This window comes from Pseudarthrobacter sp. PvP004, from assembly GCF_017876035.1.
GTDB lineage: Bacteria > Actinomycetota > Actinomycetes > Actinomycetales > Micrococcaceae > Arthrobacter > Arthrobacter aurescens_A.
Genome location: NZ_JAGINL010000001.1, coordinates 2,184,459 through 2,209,812, shown reverse-complemented (window position 1 = coordinate 2,209,812; position 25,354 = coordinate 2,184,459). Strand labels below are relative to the sequence as shown.

Sequence of the window (25,354 nt, the reverse complement as noted above, 5' to 3'; positions counted from 1 at the left end):
TGGGATGCCCGCACTACGGTCCAGTTCCCTGGTCAGAACCAAGCCACCGGCCTCTGCCTGGAAGGAGGTCCCGTGGGCTGCCCGCCGCAGCCATTTGGGCCGCAGGGGCCTGGCAATAGGGATCGACATCGGCGGCACCAAAGTGGCCGCCGGTGTGGTGGATGCCGACGGGCGGGTCCTCGCCGAGGCCCGCAGGTCCACACCCGGTGCCGACCCCAGGGCTGTCGAGCAGACCATCGTGGAACTCGTGGACGAGCTGAGCGCAGGACACCGCATCGCATCGGTAGGGATTGGTGCCGCAGGATGGATGGACCTCGACGGCGGCACGGTCCTGTTCAGCCCACACCTTGCCTGGCGTAACGAGCCCCTGAGGGAGAGCCTGCAGAAGTTACTGAGGCGTCCCGTGCTGCTCACCAATGACGCCGATGCCGCGGCCTGGGCGGAGTGGCGCTTTGGCGCTGGCCAGGGTGAAAGCCGCCTGGTCTGCATCACACTGGGCACGGGCATAGGCGGCGCCATGGTCATGGATGGCCGGGTGGAGCGGGGACGCTTTGGCGTCGCCGGGGAGTTCGGGCACCAGATCATCTTTCCCGGTGGACACCGTTGCGAATGCGGTAACCGCGGGTGCTGGGAGCAGTACGCCTCCGGCAATGCGCTGGGGCGTGAAGCCCGGCAGTTGGTGCGGACCAATTCCCCGGCTGGCCGCGCTTTGCTGGAGAAGGCAGGCGGGACCGCGGAGAACCTGTCCGGGGCGGCCGTGACCTCGCTGGCGCTTGCGGGAGATGCCACCTCCCGTGAACTCCTTGCCGACCAAGGTGACTGGTTGGGGCTGGGGTTAGCCAACCTCGCAGCGGCATTGGACCCTGGAATGTTCGTGATCGGCGGGGGCCTGTGTGATGCGGGGGAGTTGCTCGCCGCACCAGCACGGGAGTCGTTCGCCAAGAACCTGACGGGCAGGGGGTTCCGTCCCATGGCGAGGATAGAACTCGCGGCCTTGGGCCCGCGAGCCGGCATGATCGGCGCCGCCGACCTTTCACGGGTCAGCGGCCGGGCGCGCAGCTGAGTTTTCCTTGCCAAACGGGGCGTCGGCACCTAGATGCGTGCGCCGTCGTCGTCCTCATTCTTTTCCTGCGGAAGCCGCATGATGAGGTACACCACGGATGCGACGAAAGCGGCCACAATGCCCAGAATTGCCGTCAACGGCGCGGACCGCCAAAACATGGCGGTGAAGAGGAGCGCGAGTGGTCCACCGACAGCGCCCACCCACGCGAGCATGATCAGCGGCTCAGTTCCCGCCAGGCTTGGTGGCTCTTCGGGGACGAACGTGTGGTCCTCGTCCTCGACGTCGAAGTCACGCGGACCGACAGGCCGGCCAGCGGCTTCGGCGTCCGCAGGGACTGCCGCCGCATCACCAACCGGTTCCCGGGCCGGGGCGGACAACCCCAGTGGATCGAAATCCTTGAAGGTCCTGCCGGGCTCTGCCTGCAAACGTCCGGCTTCACCGTCCGGGTCCTTGTCGGCGTCCTGATGCAGTTCCCTTTCCGTGGCCGACTGTGTGGCCTCCAGCCTGGCCACCAGATCCAGCCACACGGCGTCGTCGTCCTTGTTGGCGCTTTGATCAGCGGAATTGGGATCAGGCCTGTTCATGGGCTGTGTCCTTTTCGGGAGAAAGCCCGTGCCCGGCCAAGGCCGCTACGGTCTTTTGAATGAAGTCGACAGTCCCGGAAAAAATCTCGGGCGCGTCATTGTCAAGGGTGGCCACGTGGCGGCTGTTGTGGAGGTAGCTGACATCCACCGGTGCCTGGACCCTGGAACGGAGGAACTCCAGGCTCGCGTTCGAGATGACGTTGTCCACCGTGGACTTGTAGACCCGAACCGGTGAGCTGATGCGCGGCAGGATGGCCGCTGTGTCCTTGTACATCTTCTTGAGTTGGTGAGCTGCCGCAACGGGTGTGCGGGCGTAGGCACCTTCATCCTGGTCGGGCTTGAGGATGTCGTTGGCGATGGCCGGAGTGGTCCTCACCACATACTTGAGGGCAGCGACGATGACGGCCCGGGGATCGTCGAGGACCAGCCCGGGGTTAACCACCACCGTCCCGGCAACAGGACGCGTGGCTGCTATCCGCAACGCCAAGGTTCCGCCCATGGACAGGCCGGCAGAGAAAACGTAATCACACTCGGAAGCCAGCTCAAGGTAAGCATCATCCACCGCGCGGTGCCACTCCCTCCACGAGCGGGTGGCCATGTCCTGCCAGGAGGTGCCGTGACCGGGCAGCAGCGGTAGCCTGACGGCATAGCCTGCCTCGGCAAGGTGTTGGGCCCACGGCCTGACACTGTGCGGGCTACCAGTGAACCCGTGGGACATGACAACACCGACGCGCGGCCCGGCACCCGTCCAGCTGCTGTGGAACGGCGAAAAGTCGGGGAACATTTTCATGATGACTCTGAGGCTACTCTGTCCCCGGCATGCTGGCGGAAAAAGCCGGCTGATTCTTCAAAAATGGTGGGTGCATCCACATCCAGGGTGGCTACGTGCCCGCTGTGCGGAAGCGCCACTACTTTCAGGCGGGAAGAGCCGATTGACTTACTGATAGTGGCCACAGAGCTCGGAGGGATGACGTCGTCAACCGAGGATTTGAAGACCAGGGCCGGAGCCTCAACGTGCGGGAGGCCCCGGGTAGCAGCGCGGAAGAGTTTCTTGAGTTCGTGGACAGACTTCAGCGGTGTCTTGGAGTAGTCTCCGTCCTCGGTTGTTACCGGCGCGGGAGTGTCCTCCACTATGGGGGTGGTGGTGCGCATGACGTATTTCAGCGCTCCGACATACCTCACGCGGCGGTCATAGAAGCTCAGCCCCGGGTTCACCAAGACCAGCCCGGGAACTTCATGGCGGGAGGCCACCCGCAGAGCCACGGCTCCGCCCATGGACAGGCCTGCCACAAAACACGTTTCAGTGTTCGCCGCCAGGTCCAGGTAGCTCCTCTCGAAAGTCCGGTACCAGTCCTGCCACCTTGTAGTGGCGAGGTCCTGCCAGCTGGTGCCGTGTCCGGGGAGCAGGGGCACGGACACCGCAAAGCCCTGCTTTGCGAGATACTCGGCCCAGGGGAGGACGCTGAGGGGGCTTCCGGTGAAGCCGTGGCAGATGGCCACTCCTATGGATGCGTTGGCTCCGTGTCCGGCATGGTGGAATGCGAGCGGCGCGGCGGGTATAAGGCGTTCCGTCATGCGTCCATCGTGTCACTGTTCCTGACAAATCTCACTGGAGTAGGGTTGCTGTTGAGTGCCGGCCGGGTTGCCCGGATGCATGCCAACCAATCGGCCGTGAGAGGACAAACGTGTTCTATTGGGTCATGAAGAGGATCTTTCTCGGTCCCATTCTCAAGCTCCTGTTCCGCCCCTGGGTGAAGGGGCTGGACAACGTTCCTGAAAGCGGAGCCGCCATTTTGGCCTCCAATCATTTGTCCTTCTCGGATTCCATTTTCCTGCCGCTGATGGTCCATCGCCCTGTGATCTTCCTGGCCAAGTCCGAGTACTTCACAGGTAAAGGTCTCAAGGGACGGCTCACTGCACTGTTCTTCAGGCTGAGCAACCAACTGCCGATGGACCGGTCCGGCGGCGCGGCATCGGAGATGTCACTGCAGGCGGGCAAAGACGTCCTGAACTCGGGGGGCCTGCTGGGGATTTATCCGGAAGGCACCCGGAGCCCGGATGCCCGGCTCTACCGCGGCAAAGTAGGCGTGGCCAAGCTTGCGCTGCAAACCCGTGTTCCCGTGGTGCCCGTGGCCATGATCGGGACGGAGAAGGTCCAGCCTATCGGCAAGCGACTGCCGAACATCCGCAGGATCGGCCTTATTTTCGGGCAGCCTTTGGACTTCAGCCGCTACTACGGGATGGAAGACGACCGCCTGATCCAAAGGGCAGTGACCGACGAAATCATGTACGAGTTGATGCGGCTCTCCGGCCAGGAATATGTTGACGAGTACGCAGCAGTGGTCAAGGCCCAGTTGGCCGGCAAAGGCCCCGAGCCCGTCCATAAGATCGAGGTTGCTGAAGACGCCACAGCAGACATTGCAGAGGACAGGGACGAACCCCGGAGTGACGGGAACGGACCAGCGGAGAAACTGTGACGTAAGCGGCAGCATCGGTTACGGCTGCAGTCCCGCAACCTTGCCGCAGGCTACTACTCTTGAAGGGTGACTGAGCTAACCGCGAACACCGCACCCTCCGCAGCAGATCCTCTCGCCAGCACCGCCCAGAGCGGGGCAGCAAACTATCCCGGGCTCGACGCTTGGCGGGACCTGCCAATTTCCCAGCAGCCCACGTGGTCGAACTCTGATGTCTTCAAGGCTTCGGTCAAGGAACTCTCCGTCGTGCCGCCCCTGGTCTTCGCCGGTGAAGTGGACGTCCTGAGGGAGCGCCTCGCCGCTGCTGCCCAGGGTAAGGCCTTCCTCCTGCAGGGCGGCGACTGCGCTGAAACCTTCGAGGCCGCAACAGCGGACAAGATCAGCGCCCGGGTCAAAACGATCCTCCAGATGGCAGTGGTCCTCACCTACGGCGCTGCCATGCCCGTCATCAAGATGGGGCGGATGGCCGGCCAGTTCGCGAAGCCACGCTCCTCCAACGACGAGACCCGCGACGGCGTGACGCTTCCCGCTTACCGCGGCGACATCGTGAACGGCTACGATTTCACGCCGGAATCCCGTGCTCATGACGCCGGCCGGATGCTCCAGGCGTACCACACGTCCGCATCCACACTGAACCTTATCCGGGCCTTCACCCAGGGCGGCTTCGCGGATCTCCGCCTGGTTCACCAGTGGAACAAGGGGTTCACCGAAAACCCGGCACACGCGCGCTACGAATCGCTGGCGCGGGACATCGACCGTGCCATTAGTTTCATGGACTCCTGCGGCGCTGACTTCGAGGCACTCAAGCGCGTGGAGTTCTTTGCCAGCCACGAAGCACTGCTGCTTGACTACGAGCGCGCACTGACACGCATCGATTCGCGGACCGGCTTGCCCTACGACACCTCCGCGCACTTCCTGTGGATCGGCGAGCGGACCCGTGAACTGGACCATGCCCACGTTGATTTCCTGTCCCGCGTGCGGAACCCCATCGGCGTCAAGCTCGGCCCCACTACCAGCGGCGACGACGCCCTGCGCCTGATCGACAAACTGGACCCCAACCGCGAACCTGGCCGTCTCACTTTCATTACCCGCATGGGCGCCGGCAACATCCGCGAAAAGCTGCCGGCCGTCGTCGAGCGCGTCACTGCATCCGGTGCGCAGGTGCTGTGGGTGACCGACCCGATGCACGGCAACACGGTCACGTCGCCAAACGGCTACAAGACGCGGAACTTCGATGACGTCATTGACGAAGTACGTGGATTCTTCGAGGTCCACCACGCCCTGGGCACGGTGCCGGGCGGACTTCACGTTGAAATGACCGGCGATGACGTCGCTGAGTGCTTGGGTGGTGCTGACCCGATCGACCAGGATGCCTTCCTGGACCGTTACGAGTCAGTGTGCGATCCCCGCCTGAATCACATGCAGTCCCTTGAGATGGCCTTCCTGGTAGCCGGAGCCCTCTCCAAGAGGTAGAGATACAACAAAGCGCGGTCCGGATTCCCGGACCGCGCTTTTTTGTCGTTGAAATGATCCGGACCCGATTGCTAGACGACAGTCAGTGTGACCACTGAGTCTTCCGGTATCTCGGTATTCACCGGGTTCTGGTCCCGGACGGTGCCGAAAAAGCCACCCAAAACCTTGTTGACCTGAACTTTGAAACCGAGCTTCTTCAGTTCCTTTTCGGCCTCGTCGGCTTGCTTGCCGATGAAACTGGGGACCTTCACCAACTTGGGTCCCTTGGACACAGTGAGTGTCACCGCTTCGCCCCGGACAAGTGTGCCGTTCGCCGGTACTTGGGAGACAACGGCACCCTTGGGGACAGTCTTGTCGTTGACGGTCTCCGGAGCGATCACAGCTGTCAGACCGGCGTCTTGGAGGGCCTTGACGGCTGCGTCCTGCGCCAGTCCGCGCACATCGGGAACAGGGATGGGTTGGGGTCCTTTGGAGACCACCAGCGACACCGGCGTGCCATGCCTGACTTCAGTGCCTTTGGCCGGATCCTGGGAGATCACGACGCCGGCAGGAACCTTTTCGTCGAAAGCCTGCGTGACGTTGCCGAGAGCCATTTCGGCTGCGTTGAGCGCTGTTTTTGCCTCATCCAGGCTGCCGCCGGTCAAAGTTGGCAGGGCGAAAAGCTGGGCACCCTTGGAGACGAAGAGCGTGATGGGTTGAAACTTGCGAACCTCGGCGCCGGACTCCGGCTCGGTCCCAACGGCCAGCCCTGCCAGGATGTCGTCGTCAAAAACGTCTTTAGGCTCAGACTGGAAGCCGGCGGTGCGGAGAAGCTGCTGCGCTTCCGCAACGGTCTTGTTTTTGACGTCGGGCACGGTCCCCGGCGATCCGGGTCCCATTCCGAAGAACCAACCTGCCGATGCCGCAAGCGTTGCAAGGATGACGATCACGATGGTCCAGATGATGCCACGGCGTCGGGGATTGCCCTCGCGTAGCGGGCGACTTGGCGTGGCTGCGGCTCGGGCGCGGTCTTTGATCTCTTGCCGTTCGAGTCTCTTCAGCTCCCGCTTGCCGGGCTGGCGCACGACCTCATGGTTGACTGCACCAACAGCGGCGGTTTGCGGTCTGCCCGAACCAGCTGCCGCCATGATGGTGGTGGGGTTGCTCTGGTGGGAGATCATTTCCGTGGGTGAGGCCGTGGCAGGGATGGCCTCTGTGGGGTTCCCGCCCGGGCCGCCAAGAGCTGCGGCGGACGTCGCTGCCGCAGGGGAGCCAGGGGGTTGGGACGGCGCTTGCCTGCGGTCCAGGTCTTCGTCAGTCAGCGTGGTGCGGATGTGGCGGAGTTCGGTCAGCAAAGCAGTGCCGTCGACGGGCCTGTTCTCCGCATCTACCGCGGTGCACCACTGCACCAGCTCATCCAGGTCCTCTGCGAGGCCGGGAGCGGCGTCCGAGGGGCGTCCTACCGCTGCATTGACGTGCTGGTAAGCAACTTGGATGGGGGAGTCTCCCGCGTAGGGCTGTTTGCCCGTCAGCATCTCGTAGAGCATGATGCCGGCCGAGTAGATGTCGCTGCGGGCATCCGCAGGCTGGCCAAGCACCAGTTCGGGAGCTAAATAAGCCACTGTGCCAATGAGGGCGCCGGTGCTGGTGTTGGCCGAGATGGCCCGGGCCAATCCAAAATCGCCCACCTTGATGCGTCCGTCGTCCGCAATGAGGACGTTCTCCGGCTTGACGTCACGGTGGATCAGGCCTGAGCGGTGGGCGGCGGCCAAGCCCTCAATGACAGGATCAATCAGCGCCAGGGCAAGGCGTGGTGGCAAGGCACCCTGTTCGTTCAGGGTGTCACGAAGGGTGTGCCCCTTGACGTACTCCATGACCAGATAGGCGATGGGGCCGTCCTCGCCTTGGTCGAGCACGCCAACGATGTGCGGGTGCGAGAGACTCGCGGCCGCCTTTGCTTCACGGCTCAGGCGCTCCAGGAAGGTGGGATCGTTGGCCAGATGCGGGTGCAGGACTTTGAGGGCCACGTCGCGCTCCAAACGCTGGTCCGTGGCAAGGTAAACAGTGGACATTCCGCCACTCGCAAGGCGGGAACGAACCGTGTATCGGCCGTCCACGGTGGTCCCGATGAGGTGGTCCTGCGTTGGTTCTTGCACCATACGATCCTAAACGAGGCAGGGAAGGGGCCCGAATCCGTGCAGGATCCGGGCCCCTTCAGAGGTGCAGTTGAGGGCCTAGCCAAAGGTGCGCTGGCGGGCCTTGATCGATTCGACGTACCGCTTGGTGTCGTCGTACATGCCGTACTTGCTGACCGAGTACTGGCCCTGGTAGTAGCCGGCAATCGCCGTGTCCAGGTCCTTGCTGGTAGCAATGAGGGTCCGAATGATAGCGACACCTGCCGTGGCGTTATCGTACGGGTCCAGGAGATTGAGCTTCCTGCCCACCAAGTCGGACGCCCACTGGCCTGAAGAAGGAATAACCTGCATGGTGCCGATGGCATTGGCGGGCGAGACTGCCCGCTGGTCAAAGCCCGATTCTTGTTCGGCGAAGGCCAAAGCCAAGGACGGGCTGACGCCCATGCGCCGAGCTGTGTCAGCCACGATGCTCTTCATTTCGGCCCGGCTGGGCACCGGTGAAGCGTTGAGCAAGGCCTTGTTCTCGTTGGCCGAACTGACAACTGCAGGCGGATATGTGAAGCCCAGGAAAGTGCTGGGGACCAGTGGCTTGGTATCGCCCACAGGCTGAAGGCCGGCACCGGGAATGGTGAGCTTCTGGCCGGGATAGATGACAGTGGTGGCTGTCACGTTGTTGTTGGCGGCCATCAACGCAGCAAGGGAAACTCCGTGGCGGGAAGCGATGGAACTGAGGGTGTCGCCTGCCTTGATGGTGTAGGAACCTGTGCCGGCCAGTGGTGCGGGAGCAGGTGCAGGTGCCGGTGCTGTTGGTGCTGATGGGGCGGATCCGCCACTGACCTTGATCTTCTGTCCGGGATAGATGATGGAGCTTCCGTTGAGCCCGTTCCAGCTGAAAATGCTGGACAGCGCTACCCCATGTTTGGCTGCGATGGCGCCCAGGGTATCCCCGGGAACCACGGTGTAGATCTTTGCGGTGCCGGGGGCACTGGGCGTGGTGGGTGCGGCCGGAGCCGGCTGCGAGGGCGCTGCTGCGGCTGTGCCCGTGAGCTTGATGGTCTGTCCCGGGTAGATCAGCGTGGTGGGAGAGAGCTTGTTCAGCTGAAGAACTGCCGCAGTGTCCAGGTTGAAGCGGCGCGCGATGGCGCTGATGGTATCGCCGCGGACCACCGTGTAGCTGTCCGGGACGGACGGGGCCATGGGCCTCAGCGCTGCAGGGATCGTGGATGCGACCGCCTGTGCGGGAATGACGGAGCCCACGTTGACCGGCTGGGCTTTCATGGCCGCCGCGAGTGTTGCGGGGATTTTTCGAGCTTGCGGTGCCGGTGTTGCCATGGACGGTTGGGCCAAAGCAAGCGAGGACAAAACCACGGCGGGAAGCGCGGCCGTGGTTGCCGCGATTACCGGCATGCTCATGGTTCGTTTCGGCGAACGGGGCGTCGTCATGAAATTTGTCCTCATCTCGAACAGCGGGAGTGATTGTTGACGCTGTTGTCAGTGTTACCAGTGGTGCTGATGTTATCAATGATGCAAATGTGATCAGTGTGAATCTCTCATACTTAGTCGATCCACACAACAATTCCTGTCAAACCGGGCAAAAGACCACAATTGATGCGCAGGAAATCGCTACTGAAGAGCGGTCTGCGGGAACCGGCGGGGGACTCCGGCTAGGCGCCGGGCGGGGCGGCGTGGCAACCTTGATCCGTGAGTAATGTAGAAAGCCTTGTTTCCGACTGGCTGCCGCTGCCGGATGTTGCCGAAATGTTGGAAGTTTCCATCACCAAAGTCCACGGACTTCTGGATGAGCGTGCGCTTGTCGCCATCAGGCGGGGAGAACGGAACATCCGCTCAATCCCGGCCCTTTTTGTCCAGGACGGGCATGTTGTAGACAGCTTGAAGGGAACCATCGCGGTTCTCAGCGACGCCGGCTACAACGACGAAGAACTGATCATCTGGCTGTTCACCGCGGATGAGTCTTTGCGCGGGCGCCCCATAGACGCACTTCGCGAGGGGCGTAAGACAGAGATCAGGCGTCGCGCCCAGTCTTTGGCCTGGTAACTGCCCTTCCTCTAACTGGGACGCCTCAGCAGGAGACCGGCATAAACGCGGACGACGGCGGTGATTCACCGCCGTCGTCTCTGCATGTCGTCTTTATGCCGGCCTCAAGGATTGTGGGCTGCACAAATTCCCTTGAGTCAGGCCGCCCGGCTCACAGCGGCTTCGGCCAGCTGACGCAATGCCACCAGCGGCAGGTCCTCAAGGGGTAGGCGTTCAAGAGCTTCGAAAGCTCTGTTGCTGAGCTCAGCGATCAGCGATTCCGTGGCGTCCAAGGCGCCGCATTCAACAATGACGCGCCGTATTTCGGCTACCTCGACTTCGCCGAGGCCGGGATTGCCGAGCATACGGTCTAGGTAGTCTGCCTCCGCCGGGGGTGCTTGGTTGATGGCAAAGCCCACCAGAACCGTACGTTTGCCTTCCCGAAGGTCATCGCCAGCGGGTTTGCCGGTCGTTTCGGGATCGCCAAAGACCCCCAGGACGTCATCCCGCATTTGGAATGCCTCGCCCAGGGGCAACGAGAACTCCGAGTAACCCTTAAGCAACCCTTCGGGGGCTCCGGCCAGCGCCCCACCCAACGCCAGTGGATGCTCAGTGGAGTATTTTGCGGATTTGTACCGAATGATGGATTTTGCACGCTCCACAGATCCGGCCCGGTCACGTACGGGACCAGCCACCTCTTCCAGAATGTCGAGGTACTGACCTGCCATTACTTCTGCGCGCATCACGTTGAAAATTCGCCGTGCTGGACTTCCCGCTGCTGCCCGGTGGCCGATCTCCGTAAAGGACTCCTCGCTGAAGGAAAGGCAGAGGTCGCCGGTCAGGATCGCTGCCGCATCGCCAAAACGCCCGCTGTCCAGTGCCCAGCCGTTCATTTCATGGAGCTGGTTGAACCGTTTGTGCACGCTTGGGCCGCCGCGACGGGTGTCAGACCGATCAATAATGTCATCGTGGATCAGGGCCGCTGCCTGGAAAAGCTCAAGAGCACACCCGGCGGTGATGATGTCCGGGTCGCCGGCAGGGCCGCCAGCGCCCCTCCAGCCCCAGTAGCACATGAGGGCCCGGAGGCGTTTGCCTCCGGTGACAAGATTCGAAATCGATCCAATGAGCGGCTCGACGTCGGGAGAAACCGTAGCCATGAGGTCCTGCTGCTGTGACAGGAACCCGCTCAATTTGCCGGCAACACCATTAATGAACTGCGTCTGCTCCGCGGTGACGTGGGAAGTTGCCGTCACTTGACGGACCCGGCCGCCACGTTGGCGCCAATGGTGAACGTTGAGACGCCCTCCTTTTGCCTGACCGATACGTTCACCGTTTCGCCATCACCGCGGATGAAGTCCAGGGAAGTGACGTTGCCAACAGCCGACGGGCCGGGGACAAGCTTAAAGCCCTGCGCCTCCATGGAGGTCTTGTAGTAGTCCACAACACCCTCGGGTGGAGCTTTGATTGTCCCGACGAGCGCCACCGTGGCTACTGAATCGCTCTTGTCCACGCTGCTCGAGCGCACGGAGGTCTTGGGCATGACCGGAATGAGTTGCTCAGGAAAACCAGGAACAAGAGCATTCACCGTTGCCGTGGCGTCCGGTGCCGGTTGGGGTGTCTCCGTGAATGCGGTGGTTTCAGGCGAGGCTGTGGAGCCGGAAGGCGATGACGGGGTTGGCACCGCCGTGGACGATGCCGAGGAAGCGCTTGTTTCGGACGGCGCTGCCGTGCCGCCGGGGGATGGTGTGCATGCCGAGGCCGCCAAAGCGACACTGACTGCGAGCAGGGCAAACCCTCGCGATTGAGGAGTTCCAAAGAGCTTCACAGGGTATCCTTCCTGGGGCTGAGCCGGACTGTGCCTCCAGTTTAGTCAGTGGTGGGGCATAGTATTGCCGTTGTGAGGCAGGAAGCATTCGGTGGCGCCCCAAGTGCCGGCAGCAAGCCCGCCCGCAGCGCCGGAGATGCCCTGCGGGAACAGCGGCGAACCAGCATACTTCACGTGGATATGGATGCTTTTTTCGTCTCCGTGGAACTGCGGACCCGTCCCGAACTTCGGGGAAAGCCGGTCATTGTTGGATTCCCTGCAGAACGGTCCGTGGTGCTTTCCGCTTCCTACGAGGCGCGGGCCACGGGTGTGAAGTCCGCCATGCCGATGTCCATTGCCATGAGGCGGTGCCCATCTGCGGTGATCATTAATCCCCGGCATACCGAGTACTACGAGGTTTCCGGCCGGCTCATGGAGATTTTCGCCTCCATTACCGATCTCGTGGAGCCGCTGAGCGTGGACGAAGCCTTCCTGGACGTGGGCGGCGCGATTCGTCGTCTTGGGTCGCCGATGGACATCGGCCACCTCATCCGCCGCAAGGTCCATTCGGAACTTGGAATCACGGCCTCCGTGGGGATCGCAAGCACCAAGTTTGTGGCTAAGATCGCATCCACTCGGTGCAAGCCTGACGGCATCCTCCAAATCGATGCCGAGGACTCCGTCCCTTATCTCCACAGCCTTCCTGTCGGAGCCCTGTGGGGTGTGGGTGGAAAGACTGCCGAAGTGTTGTCCCGCTTGGGCATTCGCACTGTGGCGGATGTCGCAGCAACCCCCTTGGCGTCGCTTAAAAAGGTTCTGGGAGCCAGTGGCGAGCACGTTCACCGGTTGTCCATGGGTATAGACCCGCGGCCGGTAACTCCAACCAGGCTTGAGAAGAGCATAGGGGCGGAGGAGACCTTCTCCGTGGATACCGCGGACCAGGCCTTGCTGCACCGGGAATTGCTGCGTCTTTCACACCGCACCGCCATCCGGCTCAGGAGCTCAGGCATGCTGGCAAGGACTGTGGCATTGAAGCTGCGGTACTCGGATTTCTCTACGGTCACGCGCAGCCGCACCGTGCAGACCCCTGTGGACAGCGCGCAGCTGATTTACCAGGTAGCCGTGCAGCTGCTTGAGTCCTTGGGCACCCGATCCATGAGTGTGCGGTTGGTAGGGGTGCGGGCTGAGCAATTGGAACCAGCGGGCCAGACATCGCTGCAGTTGAGCCTTGACCGGCGGGACGACAACTGGCGGGCAGCCGAACAGGCCTTGGATCGTGTCTCCGAGCGCTTCGGGTCCAAAACGCTTCTGCCGGCCCGGCTCCTGGAGCCTGGGAAGCCCCAGGCGGACGCATGAGGCCCACCCGGTTGCCCGGCGGCACTCCGGGCGTCTTTCAGAACGGCGTCGGACAAACTATCCTATTTATTACAGAGATTTAGATCGTCTGGACAAACTGTTTCCTGAACAGTCGGCCCCGAGATGCCCGCTGAACCAAAAGGGAATTTTGGGGAACGATTTTCTTGGTCCGATCGTTTTGGAAACAGACGCACAGAACGCGTCATGTCCGGACGCTGGCTGACTAAAGGAGGTCGCGATGCCCCTCTCGGAGCACGAACAGAAGCTGCTTGAGCAACTTGAGAAGCAACTTCATGAGGACGATCCGAAGTTCGCCAACACCATGGGTTCGGATCCCATCCGCAGCTGGTCCACCCGGCACGTCATTATCGGTGTGCTTGGCGCCATTGCCGGAATCCTCCTTCTTCTCGTTGGCGTATCACTGCAGGCGATACCTGTGGGTGTCCTTGGCTTCGTCGTCATGGGCGCCGGCGTGTACTTCGCTACGTTGCGTGGCGCGGCCTTCGGCAAGGCAAGCAAGGGGAAACCCGGCAAGGCCAAGCCAAAGAGTTCGTTCATGAGCAGCTTGGAAGAACGCTGGGACGAACGGCGTCGCGACGACAATTGACAGACCCTTCCGGGTTCGAGGACGTCAGCCGAGGCCTCTCCTGAATCATCCACGCCCGGAGATTCTTAGGGGCAACGAAAGACCCGCGATGCGGGTCTTTTCGCATTTAAGGGCCGTCCTCAACAAGGAAGCCGTCCTCAATAAGGAAGCCGTCCTCAACAAGGGAGCGATCCTCAAGTAAGGGAACTTGCTCCACTTCGCACCACTAGCCCCACTTTCCACCCTTTCCGGCATTTTTCACCGCCATTAGTCCGGATCATGCCTGGCGTTTCAGGTGCAGGGGCCAGAAACTGGCATCCCACGCCCCGGAGCCGTGGCTCTTTGGTATGCGCCCCCCACTTTCCGCCACACCCAGAAAACCGCGTGATTTCAGGCTTGGTGATTCTCAAAGTGGTGGAGAAACGCCCCGCAGTGCGTTGACTGTGGTGCGTTGTGGAGTAAAGTGGAGAGCATAAGAGGGTAGTGGCAGTGTTGGGCATGTGCGGGCACCTTGATTGAGGGGCGGTGGGCCAGTGTTTCTGGGTACTCACTCTCCGCGTCTCGATGAAAAGGGCCGGATCATCCTTCCCGCCAAGTTCCGCGAGGAACTTGCCGACGGATTGGTTCTCACCAGAGGCCAGGAACGCTGCATCTACGTCTTTAGTCAGAAAGAATTCGAGCGCATTCACGAGTCGATGCGGGAGGCACCACTGTCCTCCAAGCAGGCGCGTGACTACATTCGGGTTTTCCTGTCTGGAGCCTCTGATGAGGTACCGGACAAGCAGGGGCGCGTGACGATTCCGCCGGCGCTCCGCGCTTACGCAGGGCTTGGCCGGGAACTGGCGGTTATCGGCGCCGGTACCCGGGCAGAGATCTGGGACGCCGACGCTTGGAACGAGTACCTCAATGAGAAGGAAGCAGCCTTCTCGGAAACGGATGACGACAATCTTCCGGGGTTCATCTGACCCCGGTTGGAGGAAGCGGCAGTCCAGCTTCTTGAATGGGATCTCCAGCCGCCCATCGAACTGTCTTCCTGGCTCACCTTCCCCTGAGCCAGGCCGGCGGAACGATAGGCGCGGATGGGGATCCGATTCAAGAATCAGTAGGCAAGCGATTGAGGAAAGAGGAGGCAGCGTGGAAGAGCAGGACGCGGCAAAGCCCACATCGGAGCGCCACGTGCCCGTCCTGAAAGACCGCTGCATCAACCTGCTTGCTCCCGGCTTCGAGGCTGCCAGGAAACGCGGGGAAAGACCTGTCGCCATCGATGCAACCCTCGGCATGGGAGGCCACTCCGAGGCCATGTTGCAGCGTTTCCCCGACCTTCACCTCGTTGGCATCGATCGCGACGAGGAAGCCCTGGCCTTGGCAGGCGCCCGGCTGGAGCCCTTTTCCGATCGCACCGATCTTGTTCATGCTGTGTACGACGAGATAGAGGACGTCCTGCTGGACCTTGGCGTTCCTGAGGTTCATGGCATTCTTATGGACCTTGGCGTCTCTTCCCTGCAACTCGACGAGCGGGAGCGCGGTTTCGCCTACTCCTACGACGCCCCCTTGGATATGCGGATGGACACCAGCCGTGGCCAAACGGCAGCTGATGTGGTCAACAACTACAGCGAAGACGAACTGGTGCGCATCATCCGGAAATGGGGCGAAGAGAAGTTCGCCGGGCGGATCGCCAACAGGATCGTCAACGCCCGCGCGGAGAAGCCGTTCGCAACCACGGGAGAACTTGTAGAGCAGATCCGCAGCGTTGTCCCTGCCGCAGCAGCGAAGAGTGGCGGGCATCCCGCCAAGCGCACCTTCCAGGCATTGCGGATTGAGGTCAACGAGGAACTCGATGTCCTGGAACGCGCGGTTCCGGCAGCGGTGGCCGCGACGGCCATGGGTGGTCGGATAGTGGTGATGTCTTATCACTCGCTTGAGGACAAGATCGTGAAGTCGGTTTTCCAGGCGGGTTCCAAATCTTCGGCGCCGCTCGGCTTCCCCGTTGAGCTTGAAGAACACAAACCTGAATTGAAAACCATCACCAAGGGCACGGAAGTGCCCACGGCAGCGGAAATCGCTGAAAATCCCCGCGCGGCGTCTGCCCGGTTGAGGGCAGTGGAGCGTATCAAACAGAGGAGAGACGCATGAGCAACGCCGCAGCGAAGACTATGCCCTCCACGGTGGGCAGCACCGCCCGTGCGCTTCCGGTCCCTGCGGGAAGGCCCGACACCGCCCGCAAGGCGCGCACTCCTCTGTCACTGGTGCGCAGCGTGCCGGGCAAGCGGAGGACGCCATTCGTGGTCCTGTGCTTCGTGGCGATGGCCGCCGCGCTTCTGACAGTACTGGTGTTGAACATTTCTGTGTCCACGGCGCAGTACCAGCTGGTCCAGCTAAAAGCCCAGGCTGCCACCTTGAACAAGGAAAACCAGGACCTGACACAGAAGAAGCAGAACTTCGAAGCTCCACAGAACCTCGCTGCGAAGGCCGCCGAATTGGGAATGGTACCTTCCACCGTTAAAGGGCAGATCGACCTGAACACCCTGGCGGTGACCGGAAAGGCATCACCGGCAGTCAAGGGAGATAATCCCGGAGCCTTGCTTGCCGCTCCGGCCGTTGAAGGCTTGATCGATGTTGTTCCGTCGGTGACTACCAAGGAACCGCTGGAAAACCGCAAACCGGATGCAGCTCCGGTGGCTCCGGCTGCAACGCCGTCCACGCCGCCGGCTACCCCCGCATCACCGGCGGCGACCCCGCCCGTGGAGCTTCACGGGGGTACGGTACCGGCTCCCCAACAAAAGACACCAGGGCAGTAGACAGTCCGTCCACCGAAGCAAGGCCAGCAGCAAGGATTCAACGTGGCAAAGAACCCCGGCACATCGAATAAAACGAAGACGCCGGCGGCAAGAAAACGTTTGCGCGTTGGCCTCGGCATCATGCTGACCTTGCTTCTGGTGGTGGGCGGCAAGCTGTTCATGGTCCAGGGCCTGGATATGGGCGGGATGGCTGAAGCTGCCTTGGCGAGCCGGCTCACGCCGCAGGTGCTCCCTGCCGAGCGGGGGCAGATCGTCGATGCCAACGGCACGGTGCTGGCCAGCAGCGTGATCCGATACAACATCGTGGTGGACCAAACCGTGAATACGAGCACGGAAACTTTTCACCGCTTCAATGAGAAGACCGAAAAGCTGGACGAGATAACCCGTGATCAAGGGATATCCGACCTGGCCGGGCTTCTGGGGGTGGACGAAAGCACTATCCGTGAGTCACTGACCGGAGATAAGCAGTACTTCATGGTGGCAAAGGACGTTAAGCCGGAACTGGAGGACCGGATCTCCAAGCTCTATATCCCGGGCCTTAGCGCAGAAGGTGTCAGCAAGCGCGTCTATCCCAACGGCAGCGTTGCCGGCGGGGTGGTTGGTTTCCTCAAGGACGGAACCAACGGACAGGCCGGCATCGAGCAAACCCAGGACGAGATTCTTCGGGGTGTCGAAGGTAAACGCGTCTTTGAGATCGGTGCCGACGGCCTCAGGATTCCGGTGGCGACAGATGAACTCACCCCGGCCGTCGATGGCAGCGACGTCAAGCTGACCATCAACACGGACATCCAGTACTTTGCGCAGCAGGCCATCCAGAGCCAAGTGAACAAGATGAACGCCGAGTGGGGTTCCATCATTGTGATCGACACCAAGACGGGCAACCTCATCGCCCTGGCGGACACCAATGCCCCGGACCCCAATGATCCCGGGAAAGTGGATGCCAAGGATCGCGGCGTCAGATCAGTGACAGCCGCCTACGAACCCGGTTCCGTGCAGAAGATGATTACCGCCGCAGCCGTGATCGAGGAGGGGAAATCGTTCCCCTTGGATCACTTCACCACCCCAGCGGCCTACACCATCGATGGGCAGACGTTCACTGACGCGTTCGAGCACGGCACTGAAGAGCGCACCCTTGCCGGCATCCTTGGGTGGTCCATGAACACCGGAACCGTGATGGCAGGCAGCCGACTCACCAAAGAACAGCGGTACGACTGGCTGAAGAAGTTTGGCATCGGCGAGCAGACGGACATTGGCCTGCCGGCTGAAGCCACGGGCATCCTGGCCAAGCCCGAGCAGTGGGACGACCGCCAGCAGTACACCGTGCTGTTCGGGCAAGGCGTCTCGCAATCAACACTCCAGACTGTGCGCGCCTTCCAAAGCATTGCCAACGATGGCGTGATGCTGCAGCCCAGGCTCATTGACAGCTACATCACTCCGGAGGGCGAGGAGCAAAAGGTTCCGGCCAAGGACTCCCGCCAAGTGGTATCCAAGGAAACAGCCCAGCAGGTCCGGGACATCCTGGAAAGCGCCGTGACTGAGGGCCAGATCAAGGACGCAGCCATTGACGGCTACCGTGTCGGAGCCAAGACGGGAACGTCCCAGGCGCCCCGCGAGGACGGGCTCCCTGGATTTGACGGCTTCACTGCCTCGATGGTGGGCATGGCACCCATGGATGACCCCCGGTTCATCGTGGAAGTAGTCCTTCAGCGCCCCAAGGGAAACATCTACGGCGTCACGAACGGTCCCGTGTTCCGTTCCGTGATGTCACAGGTCCTCCGGACCTACAACGTGGCGCCGTCCACCGGCACGCCCGCGCGGTTGCCCCAGTTCGTCAAGTAAGCTTCTTGGGCGTCTGTTTCGGCCAAAAATCGATCAACCACTAACGGCCCGGGCGCCGCTGGCCCCAAGCCGGTCGTTCCACGAGCACCAACGGAGAACCACGTGTCAGAGCACAATGAGGCAGCTATCAACGCCACGATGCCGGATGCCGGCCAAACAGGCTTTCGTCCCGCATCCGTGGCCGCGGTGCCGTTGGCAACCATCGCGGACGCACTCGGTGTTGCCGCTCCGGACGCCAGCCAGGACAGGGGAGTGACGGGGATTACCCTGAACTCCAGGGCCGTCGAAACGGGCGACCTCTACATGGCTTTGCCGGGAGCCTCCCGTCATGGTGCCGACTTCGTTCCCCAGGCAGTCGAGGCCGGGGCGGTTGCGGTTGTCACGGACGACGCCGGGGCCCGCCAGCTTGCGCTGGCAGGCGAGCAGCCTGTGCCGGTACTTATCGTCCCTGAGCCGCGGACCGCCGTCGGACGTCTTGCCGCACTGATCTATCGCAGCCAGCCTGCGGATGGTGGCTTCCCGACGCTGTACGGCGTCACCGGTACCAACGGCAAGACCACCACCACCTACTTCATCAACTCCTTGCTGCGTGCCTTGGAGAAGAAGCCCGGCCTCATCGGAACCATCGAAATCGTTGCAGGAGGCGAGCCGATCCCCAGCCTCCTGACCACGCCGGAATCCACCGACGTCCATGCACTGCTGGCCTTGATGCGCGAACGAGGCCTGGACGCGGCATCCATGGAGGTCTCGTCCCACGCCATCTCCTACCACCGCGTGGACGGAGTGATGTTCGACGTCGCCGGTTTTACCAACCTCACCCAGGATCATCTGGACCTGCACGGAAGTATGGACGAGTACTTCCGCACCAAGGCTGAGCTCTTCACAGCTGGAAGGGCCAGGCACGCTGTGGTCACGGTGGACGACGACTGGGGACGCCAGCTGGCTGAGACAGCCGATATTCCGGTCACCACACTCTCCACCAAGCCTGTTGATGGAAGCAGCTCCAGCACCGACTGGAAGGTTGCGTCCATCACGGCGCGCGGACTGGGCTCGGAATTCGAACTCAAGCACGCTGACGGACGAACCCTGCGCGTCCACACCGGCCTCCCGGGAGACTTCAATGTGGCCAACGCGGCCCTGGCCACAGTGATGGTCCTTGCATCCGGTGTGGACGAACACACGCTCCAGGCTGCCTTGGATGCGCACGATCCCTTCACAGTGTCAGTGCCCGGACGAATGCAGCTCATCTCTACTGAGCCTGCCTCCGTTGTTGATTTTGCCCACAACCCTGACGCCTTGTCCCGTGCCTTGGAAGCCGTTCGCTCACCCCGGGAGGGGTCCCGCGTCATCGTGGTCTTCGGCGCAACAGGCCAACGCGACCAAGGCAAGCGCCCCACCATGGGAGCCATCGCTGCCCGCCTCGCAGACGTCGTGATCATCAGCGATGACGATCCCCACGACGAAGACGCTGCAGCAATCCGGGCTGAGGTCCTCCAAGGCGCCCATGCGGCCCGGGATTCAGAGAATCTGAACAGCGAAATCATCGAGTCCTACCCGAGGGATGCCGCCATTAAATTGGCCGTCGACATGGCAACCGGCAAGGACACCATCCTGATCGCCGGGCGTGGACATGAGGTGTGGCAAGAGGTCAAGGGAGTGAACCTGGCCCTGGACGACAGGGTGGAGTTGCGGGCCGCCTTGACATCCAAGGGATTCAGCGTTTCAGCGGACCAGCGGATAGAGTCCTAAACCGAGATGATTGCACTTACTGCGGCGGAGATCGCCGACATCACCCATGGCCGCCTGACCGGAGATCCGGACATCGTGCCCACTTCCGTCGTCACTGATTCGCGGGAATCGACGCACGGTTCCCTCTATGTGGCCAAGCCCGGCGAGCACGCCGACGGCCACGACTTCGTCGACGCCGCTTTCGAACGCGGCGCCGTCCTGGTTCTCGGCGAACGCGAAGTGACCGATGCCGACGGCCGCCCCTTTCCCGCCGTCGTGGTGGAGGATGCTGTGTTGGCCATGGGTGCCCTGGCAGCAGAGTCCGTCCGCCGCATTCGTGCTGAGCGTGCGAGCCGTGGCGAGGACTTTACGGTCATAGGCATCACAGGATCAGCGGGCAAGACCACCACCAAGGACCTCCTTGCCGGTGTCCTGTCCACCGCCGGAGCCACAGTGGCCCCGCAGGGGTCCTACAACGGTGAGGTGGGCGTCCCGCTGACGGTCTTCGCCGCTGACGCCACCACGCGCTTCCTGGTGATCGAGATGGGCGCTACCGGCCTGGGCCATATCAAGTACCTGGCAGAGATGGTCAAGCCGGATATTGGCGTAGTCCTTGTGGTTGGTACGGCCCACGCCGGCGAGTTCGGTGGCGTGGAGAACATCGCCAAGACCAAGGGCGAGTTGGTGGAAGCCCTGAGCGAGCACGGCACAGCCGTGATCAACCTCGACGACGGCCGGGTTGCTGCCATGCGCGCCCGTACCAAAGCCAAGGTTCTGGGCTTCACGTCTTCGCCCGCCACCACCGAAGAAGTGGAAGCGCGGAACGTTGTAGTCAACGGGCAAGGCTTCCCTGACTTCGATCTGGTACTGCCCGACGGCGGCCCGGCCGTTGAGGTGCGAAGCCGCCTGATCGGCGGCCACCACGTCACTAATCTTCTGGCCGCAGCGGCCGCCGCGTTCGCCGCCGGCATCCCGGCCGCCGACATTGCAACCTCGCTCAGCTCCCAATCGGCAGCCAGCCGCTGGCGGATGGAGCGGACCGAACGTGCAGACGGCGTCACCATCATCAACGACGCTTACAACGCCAACCCGGAATCGATGCGGGCTGCCCTGCGTTCGCTGGCTGACCTTGGACAAGGCAGAAGGACCTGGGCCGTTCTGGGAGCCATGCTCGAGCTGGGGGAGGACTCCATCCGCGAGCACACCGCCGTAGGAACGCAAGTGGTGCGGCTGAACATTTCCAGGCTGGTAGTGGTGGGGCGCGAAGCCCGTGCCCTCTACATCTCCGCCATCCAGGAAGGTTCCTGGGGTGACGAATGTTCGTTCACGGAGACCGTGGAAGAAGCCTACGAGCTGCTTCAACGTGAGCTTGAACCCGGTGACCTGGTGCTCTTCAAGTCCTCCAACGGTGTGGGACTAAGGCATTTGGGTGATCGGATAGCATTACCTCCACGGGCCGAGCCCACCGGAGAAAACGCGGCTGAAGCTGCCGCAAGCGAAGGGAACGAGCTGCTGTGATTGCACTTTTGATCGGCGCCGGCGTCGCCCTTCTGGTGGCCCTGATAGGGACGCCCCTGTTCATCAGGTTCCTCGTGGCCAAGAGCTACGGACAATTCATCCGGGACGACGGACCGACGTCCCACCACACCAAGCGGGGCACTCCCACCATGGGCGGAACCGTGGTGGTGGCCGCCGTGCTCATCAGCTACTTCGTAACGCACCTGATCATGTGGATGATGAACCCGGACTCAGCCGGTCCCTCGGCATCCGGGCTGCTGTTGCTGTTCCTCATGGTTGGCATGGGATTTGTAGGCTTCCTCGATGACTTCATCAAGATCTCCAACAAGCGAAGCCTCGGCCTCAATGCACGCGCCAAGCTGATCCTCCAGGCAGCCGTTGGCATCATCTTTGCGGTCCTGGTCCTCCAGTTCCCCAACGAGGATGGTCTGCGTCCTGCCTCTACCCAGATTTCCCTGGTGCGCGATATTCCCTGGTTGGACCTCGCCTTCGGCGGGACCGTGGTGGGCGCCATCCTGTTTGTTCTGTGGTCCAACTTGATCATCACCGCCGCCACCAACGGCGTTAATCTGACCGATGGCCTGGACGGGTTGGCTGCAGGAGCATCCATTATGGTCTTCGGCGCGTACACCATCATGGGGATCTGGCAGAACAACCAGGCCTGCGGATCACCACGGGAAGCCGGCAGCGGTTGCTACCAAGTGCGCGACCCCATGGACCTTGCCCTGCTTGCGGCGATTCTCAGTGCCGCCCTGGTGGGCTTCCTGTGGTGGAATACGTCCCCCGCCAAGATCTTCATGGGGGACACGGGATCGTTGGCCATTGGTGGTGCCGTTGCGGCTTTCGCCATCCTGTCGCGCACCGAACTCCTGCTTGCCTTCATTGGTGGCCTCTTTGTGCTGATCACCCTGTCCGTCATCATCCAAGTGGGCTTCTTCAAGCTCAGCGGCGGCAAACGTGTTTTCAAAATGGCTCCCTTGCAACACCACTTTGAACTAAAGGGCTGGGACGAAGTCACTGTAGTGGTCCGGTTCTGGATACTCGCAGGGCTCTTCGTGGCCGCCGGACTGGGAATTTTCTATGCTGAATGGGTGGTGCTGCTGTGAACGAAAGCCCGGAATCGACGCCGTCGAACGCCGACAGGCTTAACGAACTCACCAGCTGGGATGCTGACTGGACGGGTCTGCGCGTCGTAGTGACCGGCATCGGTGTGTCCGGCTTCTCAGCTGCGGACACGCTCATCGAACTCGGCGCAAAGGTGGTGGTGGTTGACGCCGCCACCACTGCAAAGGCCGAAGCCCAGGCCGACACCCTGAAAATCGTGGGTGCCGTGGATGTGCTGTTGGGTGAAGAAGCCGTGAAGGCACTTCCTTTGATCGACGGTTCCTTGCCCGAGCTTGTGGTGACGTCGCCTGGGTGGCGCCCCGACCAAGCACTGCTTGCCGCTGCGAAGCGGAAGCACATCGCCGTCTGGGGAGACGTGGAGCTCGCATGGCGACTCAGGGAGCGTGCAGGGCGCAAGACCGCCGATTGGCTGACGATCACCGGCACCAACGGCAAGACCACAACAGTGGGTATGGCTGAATCCATGCTTCAGGCTGCCGGGCTCAAAGCGATCGCAGTGGGAAACGTCGGCACCCCTATTCTCGACGCCCTACGGGATCCTGTGGACTACGACGCCTTTGCAGTTGAGCTCTCCAGCTTCCAGCTGCACTGGAGCCACTCGTTGTCTCCCGTGGCAAGTGTGTGCCTGAATGTTGCCGAGGACCACGTCGACTGGCACGGCTCCTATGCCTCGTACCTCGCAGACAAGGCCAAGGTGTATGAGAACACCCAAAAGGCCGCGATCTACAACGCCGAGCAATTCGAAACTGAACGAATGGTGGAGAACGCCGACGTCGTGGAGGGGTGCCGGGCCATCGGATTTACCACCAACACTCCGGCCGTCAGCATGCTGGGCGTGGTGGACGGTCTGCTCGTTGACCGGGCGTTCATTGCCGAGCGCAAGGACTCTGCGGCAGAACTTGCCGCGATGACGGATCTAGGGCCGGTTGCGCCCCGCCATATGGTAGCCAATGCCCTTGCGGCGGCAGCCTTGGTCCGCGCCTATGGAATCGAGCCGGCGGCGGTAAAACAGGGCCTGGTCAACTACTTGCCAGGCGCCCACCGGATCCAGCTGGTGGCCAACCATAACGATGTCCTGTGGATCAACGATTCCAAGGCCACCAACCCGCACGCGGCCTCCGCTGCACTCTCGGCTTTTCAGAAGGTTGTGTGGATCGCCGGCGGACTCTCCAAGGGCGTCAATTACGACGACCTGGTCAAGGAGCACGCCCCAAGGCTGAAAGCTGTTGTGCTCATTGGCACCGACACCGAAGCCCTGGAGGGCTCCCTCCAGCGACACGCTCCGGATGTCCCGGTGATAGCGCCCCCCAAGGGCGACACTGAAGGAGTGCAGACCGCAGCCGGAGACGCCGCTTCGCCAATCTATGGTGAGACCGTCATGGCTCAGGCCGTGGCATCGGCGGCCGCCGTGGCAACGCCCGGCGACACTGTGCTGATGGCACCGGCGGCTGCATCCATGGATCAGTTCTCTTCCTACGCTCACCGTGGCGACGCTTTCGTCCTGGCAGTTCGCGAGCTTGTGGAAGGGCAGGCAACGACCACCGAGGAGTAACAATGGTCAGCACGCCCACCCGCACCCGCGGCAAAGAACCCCGGGACGGGAAACCCAAGGCCGCGTCCGATGACGGCAGCCGGCCCAAAGGGCTCCGCGGGCACCTGCGCAGCTTCTGGGAGAGCCTCGAAGGCAAAGGCAAAGCCCCCAACAGCTCCACGTATTACCTGATCCTCGGCTGTGCCCTGGCGTTGACAGCCATCGGCATCATGATGGTGTTGTCCGCCTCCAGCGTTGAAGCCATCTCCGAGGGTAAGTCGCCTTATGCTGACGCCCTCAAGCAGGCGGTCTTCGGCGTCGTTGGGCTCATTGCGATGTATGTCATCTCGCGGACCAACGTGAACTGGATGAAGAGATTGTCTTGGTGGGCGCTGGGAGCCGTGATTGCCCTTCTTGCCTTGGTGCAGATCATGGGCAACACGGTGAACGGCAACAAGAACTGGATCGACATCGGTGGAATCACCCTTCAGCCGTCAGAGATGGCCAAGCTGATCCTCTGTGTCTGGATCGCCGCCGTCCTGGCGCGGAAGCAGAAACTCCTTCATCGGTGGATGCACGTCATCATTCCCGTGGTTCCCGGCGCTGGCCTGGTTATCGCGTTGGTGATGTTGGGCAACGACCTCGGAACAGTCATAGTCATCGCGGCGATCACCGCAGCCGGGCTCTATTTCGCCGGCGTACCGGGCCGGATGCTGGCCATCGCCGGCGCTGTGGGTGCCCTCGGCGCTGTCCTGGGCACCATCAGCAGCCAAAACCGGATCTGTCGCATCACGTCCTGGTTGGGTACCGCCTCGCAGCAGTGCACCGAGCAGTTCGACTTCGATTTCCAATCCACCAACGGCATGTACGGTCTCGCCCAAGGAAGCTGGACGGGACTGGGCCTTGGTCAAAGCCGACAGAAATACAACTGGCTGCCGGAAGCACACAACGACTTCATTTTCGCCATTATCGGCGAGGAGCTCGGCCTCGTGGGAACCATCGTGGTGCTGGTCCTGTTCGCGATTCTGGGCATTGCCATTTTCCGTGTAGTGGTCCGGCAGACTGATCCTTTCCAGCGCACTCTTGCGGGCGGAATCATGGTGTGGTTGCTGGGCCAGGCCAGTATGAATATGGCCGTGGTGACTCAGCTCCTTCCCGTGGTGGGGGTGCCGCTGCCTTTCATCTCCTATGGTGGCTCCGCGCTGATCATGTCACTCTGCGGCGTGGGCGTAGTGTTGTCTTTGGCCCGCGGCCAATTGCCAGCGCAGCAACGTTCAGGATTCCTGCCGCGCCTCATATCCAAGACCGCACGAAAGCGTACCTAGCA

Annotated in this window: 22 protein-coding genes; 15 read left to right on the top strand and 7 right to left on the bottom strand. The window is 62.0% G+C overall.

The window, feature by feature from the left end:
• Positions 1-4 precede the first annotated feature (4 nt).
• On the top strand, positions 5-1,063 hold the full coding sequence (locus J3A64_RS09955; protein ID WP_011774395.1) for an ROK family protein: 1,059 nt from the start codon (positions 5-7) through the stop codon (positions 1,061-1,063).
• A 29-nt stretch (positions 1,064-1,092) separates the two neighbouring features.
• On the opposite strand, the gene J3A64_RS09950 is transcribed toward J3A64_RS09955, so the two are convergent.
• The 3 genes from J3A64_RS09950 to J3A64_RS09940 are packed head-to-tail and all read right to left on the bottom strand — an operon-like array spanning position 1,093 to position 3,222.
• Positions 1,093-1,647, bottom strand: coding sequence for a hypothetical protein (locus J3A64_RS09950; RefSeq protein WP_210064221.1), 555 nt, complete (start codon positions 1,645-1,647; stop codon positions 1,093-1,095).
• Positions 1,634-2,437, bottom strand: coding sequence for a carboxylesterase (locus J3A64_RS09945; protein ID WP_210064220.1), 804 nt, complete (start codon positions 2,435-2,437; stop codon positions 1,634-1,636). Before J3A64_RS09945 ends, J3A64_RS09950 begins: the two co-directional genes overlap by 14 nt.
• The gene (locus tag J3A64_RS09940) at positions 2,434-3,222 is read right to left on the bottom strand and encodes a carboxylesterase (protein WP_210064219.1); all 789 of its coding nucleotides are present in this window, start codon (positions 3,220-3,222) and stop codon (positions 2,434-2,436) included. The genes J3A64_RS09945 and J3A64_RS09940 overlap by 4 nt, the downstream gene beginning before the upstream one ends.
• Positions 3,223-3,332: 110 nt before the next feature.
• Between J3A64_RS09940 and J3A64_RS09935 the strand changes: the two genes are divergently transcribed.
• A complete protein-coding gene (locus J3A64_RS09935) occupies positions 3,333-4,124 on the top strand; it encodes a 1-acyl-sn-glycerol-3-phosphate acyltransferase (protein WP_210064218.1) in 792 nt (263 codons plus the stop codon).
• 66 nt (positions 4,125-4,190) lie between these two features.
• Positions 4,191-5,594 carry a class II 3-deoxy-7-phosphoheptulonate synthase gene (locus J3A64_RS09930; RefSeq protein ID WP_011774399.1) on the top strand — a complete coding sequence of 468 codons (1,404 nt, stop codon included), beginning with the start codon at positions 4,191-4,193 and terminating at the stop codon, positions 5,592-5,594.
• A gap of 71 nt (positions 5,595-5,665) precedes the next feature.
• On the opposite strand, the gene pknB is transcribed toward J3A64_RS09930, so the two are convergent.
• Together pknB and J3A64_RS09920 are read right to left on the bottom strand one after the other, a co-directional pair.
• A complete protein-coding gene (gene pknB / locus J3A64_RS09925) occupies positions 5,666-7,732 on the bottom strand; it encodes a Stk1 family PASTA domain-containing Ser/Thr kinase (protein WP_210064217.1) in 2,067 nt (688 codons plus the stop codon).
• A gap of 75 nt (positions 7,733-7,807) precedes the next feature.
• On the bottom strand, positions 7,808-9,151 hold the full coding sequence (locus tag J3A64_RS09920; RefSeq protein WP_210064216.1) for a LysM peptidoglycan-binding domain-containing protein: 1,344 nt from the start codon (positions 9,149-9,151) through the stop codon (positions 7,808-7,810).
• A 258-nt stretch (positions 9,152-9,409) separates the two neighbouring features.
• On the opposite strand from J3A64_RS09920, the gene J3A64_RS09915 reads away from it, so the two are divergent.
• Positions 9,410-9,763: an Rv2175c family DNA-binding protein gene (locus J3A64_RS09915; protein ID WP_011774402.1), complete on the top strand. Its 354-nt coding sequence runs from the start codon at positions 9,410-9,412 to the stop codon at positions 9,761-9,763.
• 137 nt (positions 9,764-9,900) lie between these two features.
• Here J3A64_RS09915 and J3A64_RS09910 read toward each other — a convergent pair whose 3' ends face one another.
• Positions 9,901-10,995: a polyprenyl synthetase family protein gene (locus J3A64_RS09910; RefSeq protein ID WP_210064215.1), complete on the bottom strand. Its 1,095-nt coding sequence runs from the start codon at positions 10,993-10,995 to the stop codon at positions 9,901-9,903.
• Complete coding sequence (locus tag J3A64_RS09905; RefSeq protein WP_014921363.1) at positions 10,992-11,567, bottom strand: hypothetical protein; 576 nt, start codon at positions 11,565-11,567, stop codon at positions 10,992-10,994. The genes J3A64_RS09910 and J3A64_RS09905 overlap by 4 nt, the downstream gene beginning before the upstream one ends.
• A gap of 72 nt (positions 11,568-11,639) precedes the next feature.
• On the opposite strand from J3A64_RS09905, the gene dinB reads away from it, so the two are divergent.
• The 11 genes from dinB (at position 11,640) to ftsW (ending at position 25,352) form a co-directional block, all read left to right on the top strand.
• Complete coding sequence (gene dinB / locus J3A64_RS09900) at positions 11,640-12,902, top strand: DNA polymerase IV (protein ID WP_210064214.1); 1,263 nt, start codon at positions 11,640-11,642, stop codon at positions 12,900-12,902.
• 238 nt (positions 12,903-13,140) lie between these two features.
• Positions 13,141-13,509: a DUF3040 domain-containing protein gene (locus J3A64_RS09895; RefSeq protein ID WP_011774406.1), complete on the top strand. Its 369-nt coding sequence runs from the start codon at positions 13,141-13,143 to the stop codon at positions 13,507-13,509.
• 512 nt (positions 13,510-14,021) lie between these two features.
• Positions 14,022-14,453: a division/cell wall cluster transcriptional repressor MraZ gene (gene mraZ / locus J3A64_RS09890; protein ID WP_011774407.1), complete on the top strand. Its 432-nt coding sequence runs from the start codon at positions 14,022-14,024 to the stop codon at positions 14,451-14,453.
• Between the two features lie 169 nt (positions 14,454-14,622).
• Positions 14,623-15,621 carry a 16S rRNA (cytosine(1402)-N(4))-methyltransferase RsmH gene (gene rsmH, locus J3A64_RS09885; RefSeq protein ID WP_051024932.1) on the top strand — a complete coding sequence of 333 codons (999 nt, stop codon included), beginning with the start codon at positions 14,623-14,625 and terminating at the stop codon, positions 15,619-15,621.
• Positions 15,618-16,286 carry a hypothetical protein gene (locus J3A64_RS09880; RefSeq protein WP_011774409.1) on the top strand — a complete coding sequence of 223 codons (669 nt, stop codon included), beginning with the start codon at positions 15,618-15,620 and terminating at the stop codon, positions 16,284-16,286. The genes rsmH and J3A64_RS09880 overlap by 4 nt, the downstream gene beginning before the upstream one ends.
• 42 nt (positions 16,287-16,328) lie before the next feature.
• Positions 16,329-18,125 (top strand): penicillin-binding protein 2, encoded by a 1,797-nt coding sequence (locus J3A64_RS09875; protein ID WP_210064213.1) that lies wholly within the window; start codon positions 16,329-16,331, stop codon positions 18,123-18,125.
• Between the two features lie 138 nt (positions 18,126-18,263).
• Positions 18,264-19,874, top strand: a complete 1,611-nt coding sequence (locus tag J3A64_RS09870; RefSeq protein ID WP_210066117.1) for a UDP-N-acetylmuramoyl-L-alanyl-D-glutamate--2,6-diaminopimelate ligase — start codon at positions 18,264-18,266, stop codon at positions 19,872-19,874.
• Between the two features lie 6 nt (positions 19,875-19,880).
• On the top strand, positions 19,881-21,371 hold the full coding sequence (murF, locus tag J3A64_RS09865) for a UDP-N-acetylmuramoyl-tripeptide--D-alanyl-D-alanine ligase (protein ID WP_011774412.1): 1,491 nt from the start codon (positions 19,881-19,883) through the stop codon (positions 21,369-21,371).
• Positions 21,368-22,477, top strand: coding sequence for a phospho-N-acetylmuramoyl-pentapeptide-transferase (gene mraY / locus J3A64_RS09860; protein WP_011774413.1), 1,110 nt, complete (start codon positions 21,368-21,370; stop codon positions 22,475-22,477). The genes murF and mraY overlap by 4 nt, the downstream gene beginning before the upstream one ends.
• Entirely contained in the window at positions 22,459-24,048 is a 1,590-nt protein-coding gene (gene murD / locus J3A64_RS09855; protein ID WP_210064212.1) for a UDP-N-acetylmuramoyl-L-alanine--D-glutamate ligase, read from the top strand. Before mraY ends, murD begins: the two co-directional genes overlap by 19 nt.
• A gap of 2 nt (positions 24,049-24,050) precedes the next feature.
• Entirely contained in the window at positions 24,051-25,352 is a 1,302-nt protein-coding gene (gene ftsW, locus J3A64_RS09850; protein WP_011774415.1) for a putative lipid II flippase FtsW, read from the top strand.
• Positions 25,353-25,354 lie beyond the last annotated feature (2 nt).